The sequence below is a fragment of the Stutzerimonas azotifigens DSM 17556 genome (assembly GCF_000425625.1).
In the GTDB taxonomy this organism is placed as follows: domain Bacteria; phylum Pseudomonadota; class Gammaproteobacteria; order Pseudomonadales; family Pseudomonadaceae; genus Stutzerimonas; species Stutzerimonas azotifigens.
This window is the reverse complement of sequence record NZ_KE384417.1, coordinates 93629-114026: the sequence shown is the minus strand read 5'-3', so window position 1 is coordinate 114026 and position 20398 is coordinate 93629. Positions and strand designations below refer to the sequence as shown.

Sequence of the window (20398 nt, the reverse complement as noted above, 5' to 3'; positions counted from 1 at the left end):
CTCACACCGCCGTCAGGAAGGAGACGCCGACGGCGCCGTAGAAGCCCTCGGCCTTGTTCGGGCCCTCGCTGACCACGCCGTAGTCGTCGCTGAGTACGCGCTTCAAGCGATGGCGGTGGAAGGGCGCGAGCAGCTGACGCATCGGGATCACCTGGTTGTAGGTGCTGCCGTACAGCTCCTCGTGCAGCTTCGGCAGGCGGTACCAGGGCGCCACCGGCTTCTCGTGGTGGGCGTTGTGGAAGCTGAAGTTGAGCAGCAGCAGGTTGAGCACCGGCCAGCGTGCCGAGACCACGTTGCTGTAGGTGTTCTGCTGCTCGTAGGCGCGGTCGCGCGGCTTGTCGTCCGGCACGCTGCCTTCCTCGAGCACGGCGAAGGCGTCGTAGGTGTGCTGGTAGGCGTCGGCGAAGCGCAGCACGGTGAGCATGATCATCCAGGCCACCGCATAGAGCACCAGCGCCTTGAGCGAGAACAGCCCGACGATTGCGAACAGCGCGGTGCGCAGGGCGAAGATCAGCGCCACCTGGCCGCGGCGGGCGCGGTGCTTCTCGTTACCGGTGACGAAGGGTAGGGCAATCACGTACCCGTGCATGATCAGCTCCACCGCCGGCACGTAGGCCCATTCCAGCGCCAGCACCAGCTTGCGCACCCAGACCGGGCGGGCCATGAGGAAGGCCTTGCTGTCGAAGGTGATGACGTCGGCGCGGTCGACGTGGTGGCGCATGTGCTTCTTGCGCAGGTCCTGGAACTCGGCGTAGCAGCTGCCGGCCATCCAGCTGCAGACGTTGCCGGCCCACTGGTTGTGCTTCGGCACGCTGAAGATGGTGCCGTGGGCGAATTCGTGGATGAGGTAGGCGGCGATGACCATCGCGTGCGCCAGCAGCAGGGTACCGAGCGCATTCAGCCAGGGGTTGGCGACGAACAGCAGGGCCACGCCGGCGACGTAGCCGAACAGGGTGTAGCTCATCGCCAGGGTGTTGGGCAGGGGGCCGTCGGTGTAGCGGAACAGCGGTTTCTTCTTGGCAGTGGCGGTCATGGCAACCTCCGAAAGGGGCCGGCGCCGCGCCGGCCCGCGAACGTTTTACTGGGCGAGCGCTTCGACGAACTGGGCGTCGTAGGTCTGGGTGAAGTCCGGGATCTGCGGGATCTGGCCGTTGTCCTTGAGCAGCCTGGCGATGATGGTGCCGCTGCCGTGGAAGGAGTTGGTCTCTTCGGACGAGGCGAAGCTGGTGGGCATCTCGTCGAGCGTCAGGTTGTGCGCGCCGGCCATCTGCTCCTTGGCTTCGTCGGCGCTGACGCCGAGCACCTGGCCGATGATCTCGGCGGATTCGTCCGGGTTCTGCTCCATGTAGGCCAGGCCGTCGAGGTAGCCCTGGATCATCGCCTTGATCGCGGCCGGCTTCTTGGCGATCACCGCCTCGTCGAACACCAGCACGTCGGTGATCAGGCCCGGAGCGTCCTTGGAAGAGAAGACCACCTTGAACTTGCTGCCGTCGCCCATGCCGAGGATCTGCGAGACGTTCGGCTCGTAGGTCACGCCCACCGGCAGGCTGCCGGACGCCATGGCGCCGGGAATGCCCTCGGGGGTCATGTTCACCGGGACGATGTCCTTCTCGCTCATGCCGTTCTGTTGCAGCGCGTAGGCAAGCAGGAAGTCGGAGGGCGACAGCGGGTTGTAGCCGACCTTCTTGCCCTTGAAGTCCGTTACCGAGTTGATCGAAGCGTCGGCGACGATGGCGTCGCCGCCGTTGGAGAAGTCGATGGGCATCACTACCCGGTGCTTGAGGCCCTTGGCGACCGAGGCGACCACCTGGTCGTAGGTCAGCATGCCGCCGTCCAGCGCGCGGCTGGCCATGGCGGTGGGGATCAGTGCGGGGTCGTTGAAGAATTGCAGTTCCACGTCCAGCCCGTGCGGCTTGAACAGGCCTTTCTTGTCGGCGACGTAGAAGGGCCCGTAGCCGGCCCAGACCACGGTGCCGATCTTCAGGGACTCGGCCGCCTGGCTGGCGAAGGGCGCGAGCAGCGCGGTGGCGGCCAGGGTGGCGCCGATCAGGGTCTTTCGCAGCGAACGGAACACGGGTACTGACATGGACGTGACTCCTCACGATGGAATAACGGGCACGGGATGACATCGCGTCTCCCGGGCTTTTATCCCGCCGTGTAGCCCGCATCCTTGGGGCCGGAGAACTCTCGGACCAGCGCCTGCGTCCTGCAGACCGGAACCCTAGTTCGCCTTGGTGTTGCTCCAGTGTGTACCGTCATGAGTGGCGCGAGGGCGACTCATCCCGTTCATGGAGGACAGAGCAGGTTGCGTGCCATCTCCCCGCCAGCGTCCGGCAAGGCGTTGCGATTCAAGGGGTTGCGGGCAAGACGGGACTCGACGACGGCGCCGCTCGGCGGCTGTCGGCTGCGCCCTTATGGGGAGCCGTGCTCCCGGATGGTGCCGGCGGCTCGGCATTAGAGATAGAGACCGACGGGTGGGCTTCAGCCCACCAATCAAGCCGGCGATTACCCTGTGTGTGACCGCCGCCCGCCAGGTCGCAGGCAGAGCCTGCTCCTACAGGTACCGCCGGGGGCTCCAGGCGGCCGCGCTTTCCCTTCTCCCCCTGGGAGAAGGTGGCCCGCAGGGCCGGATGAGGGCGCGTGCACAAGGGCCGCACCCCGGCCCTCTCCGGAGGGCGAGGGGGTTGGTTCGGTGTCGGTGCGCGGCAGGCCCGGTTCGCGACCGAGGTCGCTCCTACAGGAGCGCGTGCGTGCATGCCTGTGGAAGCGGTCTTGACCGCGAACGATGCCCGCCAGGTCGCAGGCAGAGCCTGCTCCTACAGGTACCGCCGGGGGCTCCAGGCGGCCGCGCTTTCCCTTCTCCCCCTGGGAGAAGGTGGCCCGCAGGGCCGGATGAGGGCGCATGCACAGGCCCGCACCCCGGCCCTCTCCGGAGGGAGAGGGGGTTGGTTCGGTGTCGGTGCGCGGCTGCGTGCCGGCCCGGTTCGCGACCGAGGTCGCTCCTACAGGAGCGCGTGCCTTCATGCCTGTGGAAGCGGTCTTGACCGCGAACATCGACCGGCGCCGATCACGCGGGCACCGGCACGTCCTCGCGCAGCAGGCCTTCATCCTTCAGCGCTCGCCAGAAGTTGGCCGGCACGCTAGCGTTGAAGTAGTCCATGTACTGCTTCGGCCGCTGCGGGTTGGCGGTGCCGGGGATAGCCGAGAGCACCACCGGGTTGGCCAGGCAGAAGTGCAGGGCGGCGCTGCGCAGGTCGACGCCGAAGCGTTCGGCCACCGCTTCGAGCCGGGCCTTCTTGTCGCGCACCGCGGGCGGGATCTCGTCGTATTCGTAGTGGCTGCCGCCGGCCAGCACGCCGGAGTTGAAGGGGCCGCCGACGACGATGCCAACGCCCCGTTCCTGGCACGTCGGGAACAACGTATCGAGCGCCTCGTGGTGTTCGATCAGCGAGTAGCGCCCAGCCAGCAGGAACACGTCCGGGTCGCTCTGCTCCAGCGCCAGGCGGCACGGCTCGACCAGGTTCACGCCCAGGCCCCAGCCGCGGATGCTGCCTTCCTCGCGCAACTGCGTGAGCTCCTTGGCCGCGCCCTGCATGGCCTGCGTGAAGTAGTCGCGCCACTGCGGGCCCCACTGGTCCTCGGAGAGGTCGTGGATGAACACCACGTCGAGCCGGTCGACGCCCAGGCGCTCGAGACTGTCCTCGATGGAGCGTCTTGCGCCGTCGGCGGAATAGTCCGGCACGCGTTTGTTGGGCAGTTCGTCGACGAAGGGCTTGGCGTTCTCCGGCTTGTCCGCCGGTTCCAGCAGGCGTCCCACCTTGGTGCTGAGCACGAACTCGTCGCGCGGCTTGCGGCTCAGCAGGCGGCCGAAGCGCTGCTCGGCCAGGCCGGCGCCGTAGTGCGGCGAGACGTCGTAGTAACGGAAGCCGGCTTCCCAGGCGGCGTCAAGGGTGGCGTCGGCGGTTTCTTCGCTGACTGGATGGAACATGTTGCCCAGCGGCGCACCGCCGAGGCCGATTCGGGGCAGGGAGATTCGCATGGGTCCTCCTTCGGATGCTGGGAGCCGGCCAGAGAGGGCGGCTCTCTATCGGAGAGCGTCAGGGATGGGATGTTCCGGTGAAGCGATATGAGGCATGACGCTGGCAGCTGCGGAGCTTCTTTTTTTGGGTCAGATGATGCATATGCCGCACGGCCGTGGTCTGTGTAACGGTTGGCGCAATGTTGGGTAAAGAATTCATTTACACAGCCCTTACCCGAATAGACTTCATCGCAGTGTCGCTACAAGACACGATTTCACATCGATCATGACGAGGTAAGCATGAGCAGAACGACCTTTCGGATACGACTCCTGGCCGTTGCCTTGAGCCTGAGCAGCACGCTGGTACTGGCCGCGCCCGGCGGGCAGCCAGAGCGTGGGGACGACCGGCAGCCTCGACAACAGCAACAGCAACAGCAACAGCAACAGCCTCGGCAACAGCAAGGGCAGCAGCAGAAGGCGCAACAGGCACACCCGTCCTCGGGTGCCGACGCCCGCAGCAACCATCAGCAGGCCAAGCCGGCTGATACACGGTCCCAGCCGAATCGGTCGGGTCCACCTGCCGATCTGAGCCAGGTGGAAAGGACGCTGCGTGACCACCGCAACGAAATCGGACGCGGGGGACCGGTGCCGGCCCATGTACAACTGGTCAAAGGCAAACCCCTGCCCCAGGGCTACGGTAAACGTCTGCCTGATGCCACCTTGGCCCGCCTGCCCAGATACGACGGCTATGAGTGGCGCCGGGTCGGCAGCGACATGGTGTTGGTGGCGGTCACGACCGGGATCATCTACGCCATCTTCAACGGTGTGCTGAACTGACGGAGTGAGGCGCTGCCGGCAGGGCAGAGAGGCAGGCGCTGGCCCGCCTCTACGGGAGGCGCAGCCTCGGCCGGCGGCGCCTCTATCCGTGCCAGCAGTTCCCGCTAGCCCCGTTGCGCCAGCCAGGCCTTCCAGCCGCCGAACCCGGTGATGTCCTGCGCACCATCCAGCCCGTATGGCTCGCAGATGAAGCCGGTTTCCCAGCGACCGTCGGCCAGTTGCACCTTGCCCAGGCCCAGCGGCGCCGGGATGCCGGTGAGGAATGAACCGAGCTCCGAGCTCGGAATGTCCCAGACTTCCACCTCGATCGCCGTACCGCCCTCGATCACACGCACCATGCCCGGGCGTAGCGGCGGGCCGCCGGCCAGCGCGTAGAGCCTGTAGTCCGGCGAGCTGTGGGTGGATTCGAGCAGGCGGCCGCCGCGCTGCTTCAGCTGCCAGTTCAGCGGCAGACCATCCAGGTGAGCGCCGCAGACCACCACCCGGGCGCGGTCGTTGCGCGCCGGCGCGGTCGGCGCCGGGGTGGCGAGGGCGTTGCCGCCGATCAGCGTCAGCGCAGTCCGGCGCTGCAGGGCGTCGGCCAGGCTCAGCAGGTACTGGTCGGTGAACACCCGGCCGAACAGGGTCACGCCCCAGGGCAGGCCGTTGCGCATCGTGCCGGCCGGCACCGCCACCGCGGCGTAGTCCAGCATATTCATGAAGTTGGTGTACCAGCCCAGGTCCGAGTTGCGCTTGACCGGCTCGGCATGCAGTTCGTCCAGGGTCACCGGACGCGGGTAGGCCGGGGTCAGCACGCAATCCACCTCGGCCATGATCCGGTCGCAGATCGCCTTGAGCTGCTGCAGGCGGTACTGCGCGCGGAACAGCTGCACGGCGGTGGTGCCGGGCGCCTTCTCCAGCACGGCGCGGATCACCGGCAGCACGGCGTCGGGCTGCTGCTCGATCAGCTCGCCGGCGACGCTGTAGCGCTCGGCGACCCAGGGGCCTTCGTAGAGCAGGCGCGCGGCCTCGAGGAAGGGCCCGAAGTCGATTTCCACCGGCTCGCCGCCGAGGGCTTTCAGTTGCTCGACGGTGGCAGAGAACAGCGCGGGGCTTTCCGGGCAGCCGAGAAATTCCAGGTTCGTCGGAACACCGAAGCGGAAGCTCGTCACCTTGCCGAAGGCCGAGCCGTCGTTCCACGCCGGGTTGGCGCGGCTGTATTCGTCGCGCGGGTCGAGCCGTGCGGTGAGCGCCAGCAGCTGGCTGGCCTCGGCCGCCGTGGCGGTGAAGTAGGTGACGCAATCGAGCGTGCGGCAGGCCGGCACCACGCCGGCGGTGGAGATCAGGCCCTTGCTGGCCTTGAGGCCCACCAGGTTGTTCAGCGCCGCCGGCACCCGGCCTGAGCCGGCGGTGTCGGTGCCCAGCGCGAAGCTCGCGACGCCCAGCGCCACGGCCAGCGAGGAACCGGCGCTGGAGCCGCCGGACGGGTAGTCCGGGTGCACGCTGTTGCGGCATTCGCCGTAGGGCGAGCGGGTGCCGTTGAGGCCGGTGGCGAACTGGTCGAGGTTGCACTTGCCCAGCGGCACGGCGCCGAGGGCGATCAGTTGCTCGACGAGGGTGGCGCTGGCGTCCGGGGTGTAGGCGAAGGCCGGGCAGGCGGCGGTGGTGGGGATGCCGGCCAGGTCGATGTTGTCCTTGATGGCGAAGGGGATGCCGTAGAGCGGCAGCTCGGCGGGCGACTTGCCGTCCAGCGCGGCGAGGTAGGGCTCCAGCTCTTCCGCCGTCAGCAGATGGATGAACAGCTTGAATTCGGGATTGAGGGCGGCGGCCCTCTCGCGCAGTTCGGCGATCAGCCGGCGCGGGGTGGTTTCACCGGCGGCATAGGCGGCGCGCAGGGTGTCGAGGCGCAGGTCGAATGTGTCGTTCATGCTCGTGTCCTTCGTAGGGTGGAAAACGGCGCAGCCTTTTCCACCGTTGATGTTCGGGCCGGCCCTGCGGGCCGGTTGGTGGATCGGTGAAGCGTGATCCACCCTAGGGTTGTCTGTTTCCCCTCACCCCAGCCCTCTCCCCAAAGGGGCGAGGGGGTTGTTCGGTGTCGTTCGTCGGTTGGGTGTGGGCTTCACTCGGTACCGTGCCGGACTATTTCTTTCTCTCGTACGTAGGGTGGGCTTCAGCCCGCCGAGGCGGCCGGACACCGTATCCATGCGTCACGCCGGACCATCCCCTCTCCCCTCTGGGGAGAGGGTTAGGGTGAGGGTGAGGGGACGGGCAGCCGGATGCGTTCATCAGGCTTCCTCGATCACCACCACGCGCTGGCCGGCGCGCACGGGCGAGCCGGGTTGCACGCGGACCTCCTTCACCACCCCGCCGACCGGCGCGGTGAGGGGGATTTCCATCTTCATGCTCTCGAGGATGACCAGCACGTCGCCGGCCGCGACCGTCGCGCCCGGTTCCACCTGTACCTGCCAGAGGTTGCCGGCGATGTGGCTCTCGATGCCGTGCTCGCCGGCGCCCAGCGGAGCGTCCTCGCCGAGTTCGAGGGCGACTTCCTCGCTCTCGAAATGCGCCTGGCCGGATTCGATCCAACGCTGGCGCTCGGCGTCGAAGGCGGCGCGCTGCTGTTGGCGGAAGGCGGCGATGCCCTCGGCCTCGCGGTCGAGGAAGGCCTGGTAGTCGGACAGCCGCAGCTCGGTCTCCTCGATCTTCAGCGGATAGCGGCCCAGCGGGAAGTCTCGGCGGATCTTCAGCAGCTCGTCCGCCGAGACCGGGTAGAAGCGGATCTGATCGAAGAAGCGCAGCAGCCAGGGCTGGCCGCCGAAGGCCTCGACTTCGCGGTAGCGGTTCCACATCTGCAGGGTGCGGCCGACGAACTGGTAACCGCCGGGACCTTCCATGCCGTAGACGCACATGTAGGCACCGCCGATGCCTACGGAGTTTTCCGCGGTCCAGGTGCGCGCCGGGTTGTACTTGGTGGTGACCAGGCGGTGGCGCGGGTCGAGCGGGGTGGCCACCGGCGCGCCGAGGTAGACGTCGCCCAGGCCCATCACCAGGTAGCTGGCCTCGAACACGGTGCGATAGACCTCGTCGAGATTGGGTAGGTCGTTGATGCGGCGAATGAACTCCAGGTTGCTCGGGCACCAGGGCGCGTCCTTGCGCACCGTGGTCATGTACTTCTCGATCGCCAGCTGGCAGGCCGGGTCGTCCCAGGACAGCGGCAGGTGGACGATGCGCGAGGGGACCTTCAGGTCCTGCGCCGAGCACACCGCATCCCACAGGCCGGCGACGGTGTCGAGCAGCGTCTGCAGCGGCAGGGTTTCCGGCTGGTAGTGGACCTGCAATGAACGAATCCCAGGCGTCAGGTCGATCACCCCATCCAGGTGCTTCGCCTCCAGCGTCTGCATCAAGGCATGGCCACGGAAGCGCAGCACCAGGTCGAGCTCCGGCTGGCCGATCTCCAGCAGCAGGTGGGTGTCGCCGGACAGGCGCGCCACCAGGCGGGTGTCGGCCTGGCCGAGGTCGAGGATGATGGGGGAGGTGAGGCGCGGTGCCAGGTTCCCCTCACCCCCGCCCTCTCCCCGGAGGGGAGAGGGGGTCGATTGTGCCGAGGCCAGCTCCGTACATGCCCTCTCCCCCTCGGGGAGAGGGCTAGGGTGAGGGGCAAGCATCACCTCCTCATCCAGCACCTTGGCCAGCACCCGCGCGGTCGCCAAGTCCACGGGCACGAAGCGCACCTTATCACCGGCCTTGAGCTGGCCGAGCTGCCAGAGGTCGGCCTCGATAATGGTCACTGGGCAGACGAAGCCGCCCAGGCTCGGGCCGTCCGGGCCGAGGATTACCGGCATGTCGCCGGTGAAGTCCACCGCGCCGATGGCGTAGGGGTTGTCATGGATGTTCGACGGATGCAGGCCGGCCTCGCCGCCGCTCTCGCGTACCCACTCGGGTTTCGGGCCGATCAGGCGCACGCCGGTGCGGCTGGAGTTGAAGTGCACCTCCCAGTCGGTGGCGAAGAAGGTCTCGATATAGCCTTCGGTGAAGTATTCCGGTGCGCCGTGCGGGCCGTAGATCACCCGGAGTTCGCGCACCGCCGGTAGCGCCGGACAGAGTTCCACGGGCAGGCTGGCACCGGCGCTGTCGTCGGCCAGCGGCGGGACGTGCAGCACGTCGCCGGCGCGCAGGGCGCGGCCGGCATGGCCGCCGAACTGGCCGAGGGTGAAGGTGCTCTTGCTGCCGAGGTAGTCCGGCACCTGGAGGCCGCCGCGCACGGCAAGATACGAGCGTGCACCGCTGCCGGCGATAGTGCCCAGCGCCAGGGTGCTGCCGGCCCTGACCCGGATCGCCGTGCACATCGGCTGCGGGGCGTCGTCCAGCTTCAGCGGGATCTCGGCGCCGGTCACCGCCACCACGGCGTCGGTGTTGAAGCGCAGCAGTGGCCCGCTCATGGTGATTTCCAGGCCGGCCGCATCGGGCGCGTTGCCCAGCAGGGCGTTACCCAGGCGCAGCGCGCGGCTGTCCATCGGCCCCGACGGCGGCACGCCCACGGCCCAGTAGCCGAGGCGGCCGGGAAAGTCCTGCACGCTGGTCTGGGTACCGGCGGCGAGCACCTCGAAGGTGCTGGCGCGGTAGCTCAGGCCTTCCAGGCAGCGGGTCCAGGGCGAGCCTTCGGCGAAGGGCGCGTAGGCGAGGATCTGCCGCAGGTAGTCGCGGTTGGTTTCCACGCCGTAGAGCAGGCTGTCGGCCAGTGCCTGGTCGAGGGCGGTGCGCGCCTCGTCGCGGCTCGGCGCCCAGGTGATGAGCTTGGCGATCATCGGGTCGAAGTAAGGCGGGATCTCACAGCCGGCCTCGACCCAGGTGTCGATGCGCAGTGCCTGGCCGTCGGTCTCGGGAAAGTCCACGGCGGTCAGCAGGCCCGGGCTCGGCTGGAAGTCGCGGCCCGGGTCCTCGGCATAGAGCCGCGCCTGGATGGCATGGCCCCTCGGCTGCAACCCATGGACCAGCTCGGCCAGCGGCGGCAGGTCGCCAGCAGCCAGCTCGATCATCCAGCGCACCAGGTCGACGCCCCAGACCTGCTCGGTGACGCCGTGCTCGACCTGCAGGCGGGTGTTCACCTCGAGGAAGTAGAAGCGCTCGGCCTCGCTGTCGTAGACGAACTCGACGGTGCCGGCGCTGCGGTAGCTGACCGCCTTGGCCAGCTTGATCGCCGCCGCGCACAGCGCTTCGGCCATGCCGGCCGGCAGGTTCGGGGCCGGGGTTTCCTCCAGCACCTTCTGGTTGCGCCGCTGCACCGAGCAGTCGCGCACGCCGAGGGCGATCACCTCGCCCTGGCCGTCGCCGAACACCTGCACTTCCAGGTGGCGGGCGCGCTGGATGTATTTTTCGATGAATACGCCGGAATCGCTGAAATTGTTCTGCCCCAGGCGCTTGACCGCCTCGAAGGCGTCAGCCAGCTCGGCGGCCGAGCGGCAGACGCGCATGCCGATGCCGCCACCGCCGGCGGTGCTCTTGAGCATCACCGGGTAGCCCACGTCCTCGCCCGCCTTCAGTGCGGCGTCGAGGTCTTCCAGCAGCTCGGTGCCTTCGAGCATCGGCACGCCGTGCTGCCTGGCCAGCGCGCGGGCGGTGTGCTTCAGGCCGAACACCCGCAACTGCTCCGGGGTAGGGCCGACGAAGGCGATGCCGGCCGCTTCGCAGGCTTCGGCGAAGGCGGCGTTCTCGGAGAGGAAGCCGTAGCCCGGGTGGATGGCCCTGGCGCCGGTTTCCCGGGCGATGCCGAGGATCTTCTCCACCACCAGGTAGGTCTGCGCGGCCGGGCCCTCGCCCAGGCTGTGCGCCTCGTCGGCCTGCTGGATGTGCAGGCTGGCGGCATCGGCCTCGGAGTAGACGGCCACGCCCTGGCAGTCGAGCGCCTTCAAGGTGCGCAGGATGCGGCAGGCGATGGCGCCGCGGTTGGCGATCAGGAGTTTGTCGAACATGAGGGAATCCCCATGGGGTGGCGGGCCGTCCCGCCGTCATTCGGTCGATGCCCCGGTCGTCCGGGGCTGGAAAGCTGGTGAAAGGCGCTTGAGGCTGGAGGCTGGACGGAAAAAGCGTTTCGCTCTGCCTCAGCTCGCAGGGTGGGCCGGGCGGCGTTCCGCTTAAGCCCACCAAAGGCATCAACATGATTCTGGTGGGCTGAAGCCCACCCTACGGTGCTGAAGCCCACCCTACGTGGAGTGCCTGGCTCTTTCCTCCAGCCTTCTAGCCTTCAGCGCTCTTCTCGGCCGTTTCCCACACCAGCACTTCGGCCGGGGTCGGATTCCAGCCATTGCACGGGTTGTTCAGTTGCGGGCAGTTGGAGATGAGCACGATCACGTCCTGCTCGGCCTTCAGCTCCACGTACTTGCCGGGGGCGGAGATGCCGTCCTCGAAGGTCAGGCCGCCTTCTGGGGTGACCGGTACGTTCATGAAGAAGTTGATGTTGGCGCCGATGTCGCGCTTGCTCAGGCGGCCGTCGTGCAGGCTGGCGCGCAGGAAGTTGTCGCGGCAGCTGTGCATGTAGCGCTTGTCCAGGGCGTAGCGCACCGTGTTGCTTTCCTGCGCGCAGGCGCCGCCCAGGGTGTCGTGGCGGCCGCAGGTGTCGGCGACTATGGTCAGCAACGGGTTGCCGAGGTTGGAATAGAGCACCGTGCCGGTGGTGAGGTAGACCTTGTTCTGCCGGCGCAGGGTGCGCTGCGGGTCGAAGCGCTCGCGCGGGTTGTTCGCGGCGAAGAACAGGGTGTCGATCGCCTGGTTGCCTTCCAGGTCGAGCAGGCGCAGGGTCTGGCCGGCCTTGACCTCGAACAGGTAGGGCTCGCCCGCCGGGATCTCATGGCGGAAGACGGCGGTTTCGGGATGCAGGTTGCTTTCGTGGATGGTCATGTCGGCACCCCTCCTCAGATGTAAAGCCGTTCGGTGTTGTGGAAGCCGCGTCCGTTTTCCGGGCGCGAGGTGCGGCAGAGCACGGTGACGCCGTCGCTCTCGACCTTCTTCCAGGTGAGCTGCACCGGCTTGGGCGCGTAGGCCGGGTTCGGGTCCATCGGGTGTTGCAGGGCGGTGAGCACCACCAGCGTGTCCATCGGCGCGTACAGCTCGACATGGTCGCCGGCCTTGCTGTTGCCGGGCTGGAAGGCGAAGCTGCCGTCGGCGTCCACGGTCACCTTGCTGAACAGGTTGAGGGTCATCAGCAGGTCCTGCAGGTTCAGGTCCCACTTGCCCATTTCCACCAGCAGGTTGTCCACGCCGTTGCGGAAGAAGCCGTTGCGCAACTCCTGGTAGCGGCCTTCGCCGTACTTCTCCTTCACCTCGTCGGCCGACAACACGCCGCCGAAGCTGTCATGCCAGCCGCAGCTGTCAGCGGTGATGCAGGCCAGCACCCGGCCCATGTCCGAATACAGGCAGTGGCCGGCGGTGAGCTTGGCGGTGTGCTGGCACTTGAGGGTGTCCGGCAGGTTCAGGCGCTCGCTTTTCTCCTGGGCGTTGAACATCAGCAGGCTGACGTTGGCGCCGCCTTCGAGATCGGTGACGCGCAGCAGCTGGCCGCGCTTGAGGACGAACGAGGTGTGTCCGCCACCGGGAACGGTTTCCTCGTAGAGCGAGGGGGCGAGGGTGAGGGATGCACTCATGGTCAGGCTCCTTGATGTGCGGCGTTCAAAGCGCCGGCGAGGTGCGCCGGCAGGGTCGCGACGGCGGCGCGGGCGGCGCGGCGGTCTTCGTTGAGCGGGATGTCGTAGGTGATGCGCGCGCCGAAGGCGCCCGGGGCGTGCGGGTCGTGCCGGGGCTTGTCGAACACCAGGATGCGGGTGCCCAGGGTGAAGCCCTCGGAGAGGTCGTGGGTGACCATGAACACGGTCAGCCGGGTCTCGTGCCACAGCTCCAGCAGCAGGCCATGCATGTCCTTGCGGATGCCTGGGTCGAGCGCGCCGAAGGGTTCGTCGAGCAGCAGCACGCGCGGCTTCATGATCAGCGCCTGGGCGATCGCCAGGCGCTGCTGCATGCCGCCGGACAGCTGTGCCGGGTACTTGTCCAGCGAGGCGCCGAGGCCGACCTTCCGCAGGATCGCGCGGGCCTGCTCGCGGGCCTCGCGGCGGGCGCCGCCGAACAGCCGGCCGAGCAGCGGGGCGCGCGGCAGTTCCAGGCCGAGGGCGACGTTGTTCAGCACCGACAGGTGCGGGAACACCGAATAACGCTGGAACACCACACCGCGGCTGGCGTCCGGCTCGTGCGCCAGCGGCTGGCCGTCGAGCAGGATCTGCCCGCGACTGGGGCGTTCCTGGCCGAGCAGCATGCGCAGGAAGGTGGACTTGCCGCAGCCGGACGCGCCGACCAGGGTGCAGAACTCGCCTTCGGCCACCGACAGGTTCAGGCGCTCGAGCACCACCTGGTCGCCGTATTCCTGCCAGACGTTCTTCACTTCTATGAAAGACGGGTTGCACGCCGCTCGATCCGCCAGGGTCGCCCTCGCGGCCGCTGCGCTGTTCATGTCGCTCATGCCTTGGCTCCTTCGTACCAGGGGAAGCACAGCCGGGTGAGCTGGCGCAGGCCGAGGTCCATCGTCCAGGCGAGGAAGGTGATCCAGATGACGTAGGGCAGGATCACGTCCATCGCCAGGTAGCGGCGGACCAGGAAGATGCGATAGCCGAGGCCGTCGGTGGAGGCGATGGCCTCCGAGGCGATGAGGAACAGCCAGGCCGAGCCGAGCACCAGGCGCAGGGCGATCAGCAGGCGCGGCAGCAGCTGCGGCAGCACCACGCGCAGGATCAGCGTCCAGGTGTTGGCGCCCAGGGTCTGCGCCTTGATCAGCAGTTCCTGCGGGATCTGCCGCGCCTGCTGTTCGAGGTCGCGCGCCAGCACCGGGGTGACGCCGATGACGATCAGCATCACCTTGGCCAGTTCGCCGAGGCCGAAGACGATGAACAGGATCGGCAGGATCGCCAGCGGCGGCACCATCGACAGCACGGTGAGCAAGGGCGACAGCGGTGCGCCGAACAGCGGCAGGGTGCCGGCGGCGATGCCGAGGCAGAGGCCGGCGAGGGCGGCGATGCCCAGGCCCATGCCGAGGCGCTTGAGGCTGGAGGCGGTGTCCTGCCAGAGCAGGTAGTCGCCGCTGCGCTTGTCCGGCGTGAAGGCCATGCGTTCGACGGCGTCGGCCATCTGCGCGGCGCTGGGCAGCAGCTTGTCGTTGGGGTTCTCCGCCAGGCGGCTGGCCGAACCGGCCAGGTAGGCGAACAGCAGCAGGGCGAACGGCAGGATGACCAGCATGGTCCAGCCCGCCCGTCCGGGACGGCGATTGATCAGGCGCATGCGAAGCCCTCCGCGGTACGGCTGTCGGCAGCCGGGCGGAGCGAGTCGCTTGGGGGATTTGCCGCGAGCGGCGCAAGGGGCGACTGGCGCATGGGGTCCTCCAGGGTTCAACAGGGCGTCAGGAGCTGCGCGATTCCTTCGAAGCGCGTTCTCCCGGGCTTTTATCCCGCCGTGTAACCTCGCTGGAGGTCGCCGACTCTCGGACCAGCCACTCGTCAACGACGAGCCGGAACCCTAGTCGGCCATTGGATCTGGGTGTTCATTCCATGAACTGCAGCGTCCTACGCCAAGGGTTTTGCAATAGCCGGGCCAGCTTCGTTCGATTGACGTAGGAGCAGGCTCTGCCTGCGACCTCGGGCGATTCGGCATGGGTGTGGTCGCAGGCAGAGCCTGCTCCTACAAAACCGAATCGCACCTATATGGTGCTGTTGTGCTTCGATGTGGTGCGCTCAGCGCGTCCGCGCGGCGGGCGCGCGCTTGCGGTCGCCTGCGGATTTCTTCGTGGCGGCCGCACGGCCGGCAGCGCGCTTCTTCTTCCACGGCTTGCCGCCGCGGCCGGGCGTCAGGGGCGGGCCACTGATGGTCAGGCGCAGGCCGGCGCAGCGCTCCACCAGCCGGCTCATCCAGGCCGATTGCTTGGCGACGAACTCCTCCAGCGGCATCTCGCCGTCCTGCACCATGTCCAGCGCCTGTTCCCAGATGGCGGTGGTGCCCGGATCGGCGATCGGGCGCGGCACGGCGTCGATCAGGCCGAAGGCCGCCGGAGTGGCGGCCAGCGCCTTGCCCTGCTTGGTCAGGTAGCCGCGGTCGAGCAGCCCCTGGATGATGCTGGCGCGGGTGGCCTCGGTGCCGATGCCGGTGGTGTCCTTGAGCTTCTGCTTCAGGCGCGGGTCTTCGACCAGTTTGGCGACGTTCTTCATCGCCTTGATCAGGTCGCCTTCGGTGTAGGGCTTCGGCGGCTGGGTGAGCAGGTCCTTCAGGTTCACCTGCCCGACCTCGCAGCGCTGCCCCTGGCGCAGGGGCGGGAGCGTCTGCGCCGGTGGTGCGTCACGCCCCTTGGCCGGGGCCAGCGCTTCCGGCAGGGCGCGCTTCCAGCCGGGTTCGACGATCTGCCTGCCGACCGCACGCAGCGCCTGGCCGGCGCAGTCGAAGTCGGCCTGGGTGCGATCGTATTCGTGGGTCGGCAGGAACTGCGCCAGGTAGCGCGCGCGGATCAGCTGGTAGACGGCGCGGGGCCTGCCGCTCAGCCGTTCGAACGCCTGCGCCGCGGCGGTGGGGATGATGCCGTGGTGGGCGCCGACCTTGGCGTCGTTCCAGGCGCGTGACTTGCGGCTCGGCGAGAGGTGCGCCTCCAGCGGCGCGAGCGACGGATCGGCGCGGCGCAGGGCGGCGAGAATGGCCGGCGCCTCGCCATGCTGGCTGAGCGGCAGGTAGCCGCAGTCGCTGCGTGGGTAGGTGATCAGCTTGTGGGTCTCGTAGAGCGCCTGGGCGATGTCCAGCGTTTCCTGCGCGCCGAGGCCGAGCTTCTTCGAGCAGACTTCCTGCAGCGTGCCCAGGTCGAACGGCAATGGCGCGGCCTCGCGCATGCGCTCGGTCTTCAGGCTCACCAGCTGCGCCTGGCCGGCGGCGCGCATGGCCTCGGCGGCCTGCTGCGCCAGCGCCTGCTTCAGGCAGCGGCCCTGCTCGTCGCAGGCGTCCTCCGGGGCGCGCCACTGCGTGGTGAAGGGCGTGCCCTCGGCGAGCAACTGCACCTCGATGGTCCAGTAGGGCACCGGCACGAAATCGGCGATGGCGCGGTCGCGGTCGACCACCAGCCGCAGCGTCGGCGTCTGCACCCGGCCCACCGAGAGCACGCCCTGGTAGCCCGACTGCCGGCCGAGCAGGGTGAACAGCCGGCTCATGTTCATGCCGATCAGCCAGTCGGCCCGCGAGCGACCGAGCGCCGCATGGTAGAGATTGAAGGTCTCGGCACCGGGCTTGAGCGCGGCGAGCGCCTTGCGGATCGACGCCTCGTCCAGCGCCGACAGCCACAGCCGCTGGATCGGCCCGCGGTAGCGGCAATGCTCCAGCAGCTCGCGGGCGATCATCTCGCCCTCGCGGTCGGCGTCGGTGGCGATCACCAGCTCGCCGGCCTCGGCCAGCAGGCGCTTGACCGCCTTGTACTGGCCGGCGGTCTTGGCCTTGACCTGCATCTTCCACTGGCCCGGCACGATCGGCAGGTCAGCCAGCACCCAGCGTTTGTAGCGGGCGTCGTAGGCATCCGGCGGGGCGGTTTCGAGCAGGTGGCCGATGCACCAGGTCACCGTCACCCCGCTGCCGGTCCAGCAGCCGTCCCCGCGCCGGGTGGCGCCGAGCACCTGGGCGATGTCCTTGGCCTGTGAGGGTTTTTCGCAGAGATAGAGACGCATGCGGCGGAGGTCGAGTCGGGGTTGCCGCCAAGCATGGGCATGGCGGCGCGATTCGGCAAGAAAAATCTGTATGGATATCCAGTGCTTTGCGGTGAGCATTCATGCGTTGGAGGCAGGCCGGGTCGCCGCGAGGTCGCGCCTCCCACAGGATACGTGCTGTACCTGGTTCGGCTGCGGGCAGGCCGGCTCGCTAGGTCGCCATGTACCCCTTCGACTGTTCTTATGTGCCTGCCGTCCCGAGCCAGGCTGAGCTCGATGCAAGCCACCTGGGCCCCGGCCTGCACCGGGGCGACGGACTGGCAGGGGCTCGTCGTACCGGCGCAGGCCGGTATCCAGGGCGCAACGCCGGGACCCTGGTTGCCTTGCTGGGCAGGGATTACTCAAGTTTGTAAAGTTGAACCGATTCGTATCGCTATTTGCACTTCTCTTGCCCGAAGAGGGCGAGCGATAAATATCAAGCGAAACGGTTCGAAGAGACTTTGGAGCGAGATATCGCTGGCGAACTAGTGGCACCCGATTTCCGAGTGCTTCTTTTTGCGACAGGAATTGCCATTGCGAATTCCCGTCTGCCGACCAGCTTTAACGAATAATGACCAAATAAGCACAAGTTTGGTGCGCAAAGTCGGTAATGCGCGCGCTAGACGTGCCGCACGTCGTTTTGACGTTGCGTCTCGGCCGCCCTGCGCTAGGCTCAGGTTACACACGACTTATTACAACAAAAAGAGTGGAGGTGAAGATGCACGATAAAAGAGAAGTCATTGCTGCATTGGAACTTGGTCGCTTTTGTGCGCATTGCATAGGGATAATCATCGCGGCCGCAATGCTGTTCGTTGGCCTGATGGGAATGTGGGCTGTCGCCTTCGAAGTCGGGTCGGTTGCATTGGTGACGATCGTCATGTTCGACGTTCTCGCCATGCGCCGCGAAGAACACCTGAAAGCGATAGAGAGCAAGGCCTGATACAAATCCAGGCGACCCACCGGAGCAGGACCGGGCGCTCAGGAAGTGCTGGATGCCAGCGGCGCTCGCCCCGGGACGGTCGCGTAACGAGCAATCCCCGCTACGGCGGACACGCGGGGATTGCTCAGTCGATTCTCCTCTTTCGTTCCCCTCGCTCCTGCAAACGAGCTGACGACCGGAGCGCCGGATATCGCCTGCGCCCATGGGCAACGCCCCGTCCGGATGGCTATGATCCGAGCCCATGAATGCGCCCCTTCCGATCCGCCAACCCTGCCCACCCGGCGCCTGCGACTGCGGGCGCGAGCGGTTGCTGGCCGAGCCGGGGGCGGACCTGCGCATCCTGCGCCTGACCCGGCAGGAGGAGAAGCGCCTGCTCGAACGCCTGGAATGCCTGGCGAGCCTGGACGACCTCGAGCACATGCAGCGGCGGATGTACGAGCAGCTCGGCATCCGCCTGCGGGTCGCGCCCGGGCACAGCGAGGTGCGCAGCATGCGCGGCATCAGCATCGAGATCGCCGAGCTGCCGGGGCTCTGCCGCAAGACCCGGCAGGCCATCCCCGCCGCGATACGTCGCGGCCTGCAGAAGCAGCCGGAAATCGCCTATCGCCTGCTGGATGCCCACGACCTGCTGCGCGACGCCTGATAGCGGTCGGGTGGGCATTCGTGGCGCCACTTCGCCCGCGCATGCACTGCGATAGTGCGGCATGGCGCCTGTTTCTGGGGCGGTAAACCGGATAAGGCCGCTTCCGAGCCGCTGGCCCCGTATTTGCAGCCTGTCTCACCGTCGACTCGCCGAGTCGCATCTTCTTTCCGGGACGACCCGGGGTGGCGCCCGCCACCAGACGATTCTGGACGGCCAGAAACTTTCATGAGCAATCAGGAGGGTTTCATGGCACCGCCCGTTTCCCGTTCGCCGCACACCGCCTTCAAGACCCTGCCGCTGGTGGACGTCGCCCCGCTGAGGTCATCCGTTCCCGAGGAGCGCCAGGCCGCCGCCCGCGCGCTCGGCAAGGCGGCGCGCGAGGCGGGGTTCTTCTACATCACCGGCCATGGCGTCGATCCGGCGCTGATCGAGGGCCTCAAGCGCGCCACCGCCGAGTTCTTCGCCCAGCCGCTGGAGTACAAGCTGCGTCACTACATCGGCCGCTCCAGCAACCACAGCGGCTACGTGCCGGAAGGGGAGGAGGAGTTCGCCTCGGCCACGGTGGACCACAAGGAAGCCTACGACCTCGGCTTCGAACCGGCCGACCCGAACCTGCGCCGGCCCATGCTCGGGGCCAACCAGTGGCCGGACCTGCCCGGCTTCCGCGAGGCCATCAAGGCCTACTACGACGCCGTGTTCGAGCTCAGTCGCAGCCTGTTCCGGGGCTTCGCCCTGGCCCTCGGGCTGGCCGAGGACGCCTTCCTGCGCCAGGTCAACAACCCGCCGAGCCAACTGCGGCTGGTGCATTACCCCTACGACCCCGACGTGCCGCAGGACCGCCCCGGCATCGGCGCGCACACCGACTACGAGTGCTTCACCGTGCTGCTGCCCACCGCGCCGGGGCTGGAGGTGCTCAACGGCGCCGGCGAGTGGATCGACGTGCCGCTGGTGGAGGGCGCCTTCGTCATCAACATCGGCGACATGCTGGAGCTGCTCAGCAATGGCGCCTTCGTCGCCACCTCGCACCGCGTGCGCAAGGTGGCCGAGGAGCGCTACTCGTTCCCGCTGTTCTGCGCGCTGGACTACGACACCCTGGTCGCGCCGGTCGCCGAACTGCTCGACCCCGGCACACCGTCCCGCTACCAGCCGCTGGTGTGCGGCGAGCACCTGTTCGCCCAGACCGCGCAGACCTTCGGCTACCTGAAACGCCGGCTCGAGTCCGGCGAACTGACCTTGCCGGAGGGCAGCAAGGGGCTGTCCTCGTTCGGCTACCAACCGCGACAGGAGGTGCAGTCGTGAACCTGATGGAACTGGCCGAAAGGCATGCCCGGCGCCCGGCCACCAGCGTGCCGGACTGGATGCTCGGCTACTACAAGCGCCGGGCGATCAGCTTCGCCAACGGCGACACGGACCTGGACACCCACGTCTGCTGGGTGCAGAGCCGCAACTTCACCATCGACCTGCGCCTGCCGCTGGCCGAGGACCAGGTGCCGGCCCGCGCGCTGGCCGACTACAGCGCCGCCGAGCTGCAGGTGCTGGCCAATCATGAAGGCTGGGAAGCGCTGTCGCACTGGGACGGCGAGCGTCTGGCCTGGCGCGGCGACACCAGCCTGCAACTGCACAACCGCTGGCCGGAGCCGGCGCTGCTGTCGCGCATCGGCAACTGCATGATCGAGTTCGCACCCAGCGGCGCCTACGTCGAGGACTGGCGCCTGCAGCCGTCCGCGCCCGGGCCGCTGATCGGCCTGCGGCTGATCGAGGAGCGCGAAGTGGACAGCGGCCGGCTGCGCCATCGCGGCGGCGGGCTGATCGTCTGTGGCGGATACGCCGCACTGGTGCTGGGGCGGCCCGAGCCGATCGAGGAAGACGGCCGCATGCTGCGCGAGCGGGTGGCCGAGGCGGCGGGCGACGCCCAGCGGCTGGCCGCGCTGTTCGCCTTCGAGACTTCGCTGGCGCACGGCAGCGTGGTGGATGGCTTCCAGGTCGCCCTGTCCACCCGGCCCGGGCGCGTCGGCCAGCCGCTGCTGTCGCTCGAGGGCTTCGAGCCGGCGGGCGAGGGCCAGGTGCGCCAGCGCTTCGAGGCCGGCGGCGTCGCCTGCCAGCGGCTGTTCGCCATCGACACCCTCGAGCCCGTGTTCGATTTCCCCCAGGCCACCGGCTTCGGCGCCGACGCCGCGTCCTGGTTCCAGCGCGAGGCTCCGACCCTGACGCGCTACACCCGGCCCCTCTACTGATCCTGC

At 68.0% G+C, this 20398-nt stretch carries 15 protein-coding genes and 2 riboswitches; of the genes, 5 read left to right on the top strand and 10 right to left on the bottom strand.

Going from position 1 to position 20398, the window contains the following annotated elements:
* Position 1 precedes the first annotated feature (1 nt).
* From H610_RS0119760 to H610_RS0119750, 3 genes are all read right to left on the bottom strand, one after another.
* Positions 2-1033: a fatty acid desaturase family protein gene (locus H610_RS0119760; RefSeq protein WP_028241272.1), complete on the bottom strand. Its 1032-nt coding sequence runs from the start codon at positions 1031-1033 to the stop codon at positions 2-4.
* 45 nt (positions 1034-1078) lie between these two features.
* Complete coding sequence (locus H610_RS0119755; protein ID WP_028241271.1) at positions 1079-2086, bottom strand: ABC transporter substrate-binding protein; 1008 nt, start codon at positions 2084-2086, stop codon at positions 1079-1081.
* Positions 2087-2132: 46 nt separating this feature from the next.
* Positions 2133-2236: riboswitch (guanidine-I (ykkC/yxkD leader) on the bottom strand.
* Between the two features lie 831 nt (positions 2237-3067).
* Complete coding sequence (locus tag H610_RS0119750) at positions 3068-4039, bottom strand: aldo/keto reductase (protein ID WP_028241270.1); 972 nt, start codon at positions 4037-4039, stop codon at positions 3068-3070.
* Between the two features lie 279 nt (positions 4040-4318).
* Between H610_RS0119750 and H610_RS25210 the strand changes: the two genes are divergently transcribed.
* Positions 4319-4855, top strand: coding sequence for an anti-virulence regulator CigR family protein (locus H610_RS25210; RefSeq protein WP_043239127.1), 537 nt, complete (start codon positions 4319-4321; stop codon positions 4853-4855).
* A 104-nt stretch (positions 4856-4959) separates the two neighbouring features.
* On the opposite strand, the gene atzF is transcribed toward H610_RS25210, so the two are convergent.
* The 7 genes from atzF to H610_RS0119705 all read right to left on the bottom strand — a co-directional run bounded on the left by atzF (position 4960) and on the right by H610_RS0119705 (position 16557).
* A complete protein-coding gene (gene atzF, locus H610_RS0119735; protein WP_028241268.1) occupies positions 4960-6762 on the bottom strand; it encodes an allophanate hydrolase in 1803 nt (600 codons plus the stop codon).
* Between the two features lie 357 nt (positions 6763-7119).
* Positions 7120-10803 carry an urea carboxylase gene (gene uca / locus H610_RS0119730; protein ID WP_028241267.1) on the bottom strand — a complete coding sequence of 1228 codons (3684 nt, stop codon included), beginning with the start codon at positions 10801-10803 and terminating at the stop codon, positions 7120-7122.
* A gap of 265 nt (positions 10804-11068) precedes the next feature.
* On the bottom strand, positions 11069-11728 hold the full coding sequence (locus tag H610_RS0119725) for an urea amidolyase associated protein UAAP2 (RefSeq protein ID WP_028241266.1): 660 nt from the start codon (positions 11726-11728) through the stop codon (positions 11069-11071).
* Between the two features lie 14 nt (positions 11729-11742).
* Positions 11743-12471, bottom strand: a complete 729-nt coding sequence (locus tag H610_RS0119720) for an urea amidolyase associated protein UAAP1 (RefSeq protein ID WP_028241265.1) — start codon at positions 12469-12471, stop codon at positions 11743-11745.
* 2 nt (positions 12472-12473) lie between these two features.
* Positions 12474-13328 carry an ABC transporter ATP-binding protein gene (locus tag H610_RS0119715; protein WP_051231883.1) on the bottom strand — a complete coding sequence of 285 codons (855 nt, stop codon included), beginning with the start codon at positions 13326-13328 and terminating at the stop codon, positions 12474-12476.
* Positions 13329-13333: 5 nt separating this feature from the next.
* Positions 13334-14149 carry an ABC transporter permease gene (locus H610_RS0119710; RefSeq protein WP_028241263.1) on the bottom strand — a complete coding sequence of 272 codons (816 nt, stop codon included), beginning with the start codon at positions 14147-14149 and terminating at the stop codon, positions 13334-13336.
* Positions 14150-14297: 148 nt separating this feature from the next.
* Positions 14298-14398: riboswitch (guanidine-I (ykkC/yxkD leader) on the bottom strand.
* 200 nt (positions 14399-14598) lie between these two features.
* The gene (locus H610_RS0119705; RefSeq protein WP_028241262.1) at positions 14599-16557 is read right to left on the bottom strand and encodes a DNA topoisomerase III; all 1959 of its coding nucleotides are present in this window, start codon (positions 16555-16557) and stop codon (positions 14599-14601) included.
* Positions 16558-17293: 736 nt separating this feature from the next.
* Here H610_RS0119705 and H610_RS0119700 point away from each other — a divergent pair.
* The 4 genes from H610_RS0119700 (at position 17294) to H610_RS0119685 (ending at position 20392) form a co-directional block, all read left to right on the top strand.
* Positions 17294-17515 (top strand): hypothetical protein, encoded by a 222-nt coding sequence (locus tag H610_RS0119700; protein WP_043239123.1) that lies wholly within the window; start codon positions 17294-17296, stop codon positions 17513-17515.
* 241 nt (positions 17516-17756) lie between these two features.
* On the top strand, positions 17757-18158 hold the full coding sequence (locus H610_RS0119695; protein ID WP_028241260.1) for a hypothetical protein: 402 nt from the start codon (positions 17757-17759) through the stop codon (positions 18156-18158).
* A gap of 246 nt (positions 18159-18404) precedes the next feature.
* A complete protein-coding gene (locus tag H610_RS0119690) occupies positions 18405-19457 on the top strand; it encodes an isopenicillin N synthase family dioxygenase (RefSeq protein WP_051231879.1) in 1053 nt (350 codons plus the stop codon).
* 5 nt (positions 19458-19462) lie between these two features.
* Positions 19463-20392 carry a hypothetical protein gene (locus H610_RS0119685; RefSeq protein ID WP_408055008.1) on the top strand — a complete coding sequence of 310 codons (930 nt, stop codon included), beginning with the start codon at positions 19463-19465 and terminating at the stop codon, positions 20390-20392.
* Positions 20393-20398: the final 6 nt, after the last annotated feature.

What these genes read in the sequence shown, in the direction of transcription:
- H610_RS0119760 (WP_028241272.1), bottom strand. Translation starts at nt 1,033, where the DNA reads ATGACCGCCACTGCCAAGAAGAAACCGCTGTTCCGCTACACCGACGGC.
- H610_RS0119755 (WP_028241271.1), bottom strand. Translation starts at nt 2,086, where the DNA reads ATGTCAGTACCCGTGTTCCGTTCGCTGCGAAAGACCCTGATCGGCGCC.
- H610_RS0119750 (WP_028241270.1), bottom strand. Translation starts at nt 4,039, where the DNA reads ATGCGAATCTCCCTGCCCCGAATCGGCCTCGGCGGTGCGCCGCTGGGC.
- H610_RS25210 (WP_043239127.1), top strand. Translation starts at nt 4,319, where the DNA reads ATGAGCAGAACGACCTTTCGGATACGACTCCTGGCCGTTGCCTTGAGC.
- atzF (WP_028241268.1), bottom strand. Translation starts at nt 6,762, where the DNA reads ATGAACGACACATTCGACCTGCGCCTCGACACCCTGCGCGCCGCCTAT.
- uca (WP_028241267.1), bottom strand. Translation starts at nt 10,803, where the DNA reads ATGTTCGACAAACTCCTGATCGCCAACCGCGGCGCCATCGCCTGCCGC.
- H610_RS0119725 (WP_028241266.1), bottom strand. Translation starts at nt 11,728, where the DNA reads ATGACCATCCACGAAAGCAACCTGCATCCCGAAACCGCCGTCTTCCGC.
- H610_RS0119720 (WP_028241265.1), bottom strand. Translation starts at nt 12,471, where the DNA reads ATGAGTGCATCCCTCACCCTCGCCCCCTCGCTCTACGAGGAAACCGTT.
- H610_RS0119715 (WP_051231883.1), bottom strand. Translation starts at nt 13,328, where the DNA reads ATGAACAGCGCAGCGGCCGCGAGGGCGACCCTGGCGGATCGAGCGGCG.
- H610_RS0119710 (WP_028241263.1), bottom strand. Translation starts at nt 14,149, where the DNA reads ATGCGCCTGATCAATCGCCGTCCCGGACGGGCGGGCTGGACCATGCTG.
- H610_RS0119705 (WP_028241262.1), bottom strand. Translation starts at nt 16,557, where the DNA reads ATGCGTCTCTATCTCTGCGAAAAACCCTCACAGGCCAAGGACATCGCC.
- H610_RS0119700 (WP_043239123.1), top strand. Translation starts at nt 17,294, where the DNA reads ATGCACGATAAAAGAGAAGTCATTGCTGCATTGGAACTTGGTCGCTTT.
- H610_RS0119695 (WP_028241260.1), top strand. Translation starts at nt 17,757, where the DNA reads ATGAATGCGCCCCTTCCGATCCGCCAACCCTGCCCACCCGGCGCCTGC.
- H610_RS0119690 (WP_051231879.1), top strand. Translation starts at nt 18,405, where the DNA reads ATGGCACCGCCCGTTTCCCGTTCGCCGCACACCGCCTTCAAGACCCTG.
- H610_RS0119685 (WP_408055008.1), top strand. Translation starts at nt 19,463, where the DNA reads ATGGAACTGGCCGAAAGGCATGCCCGGCGCCCGGCCACCAGCGTGCCG.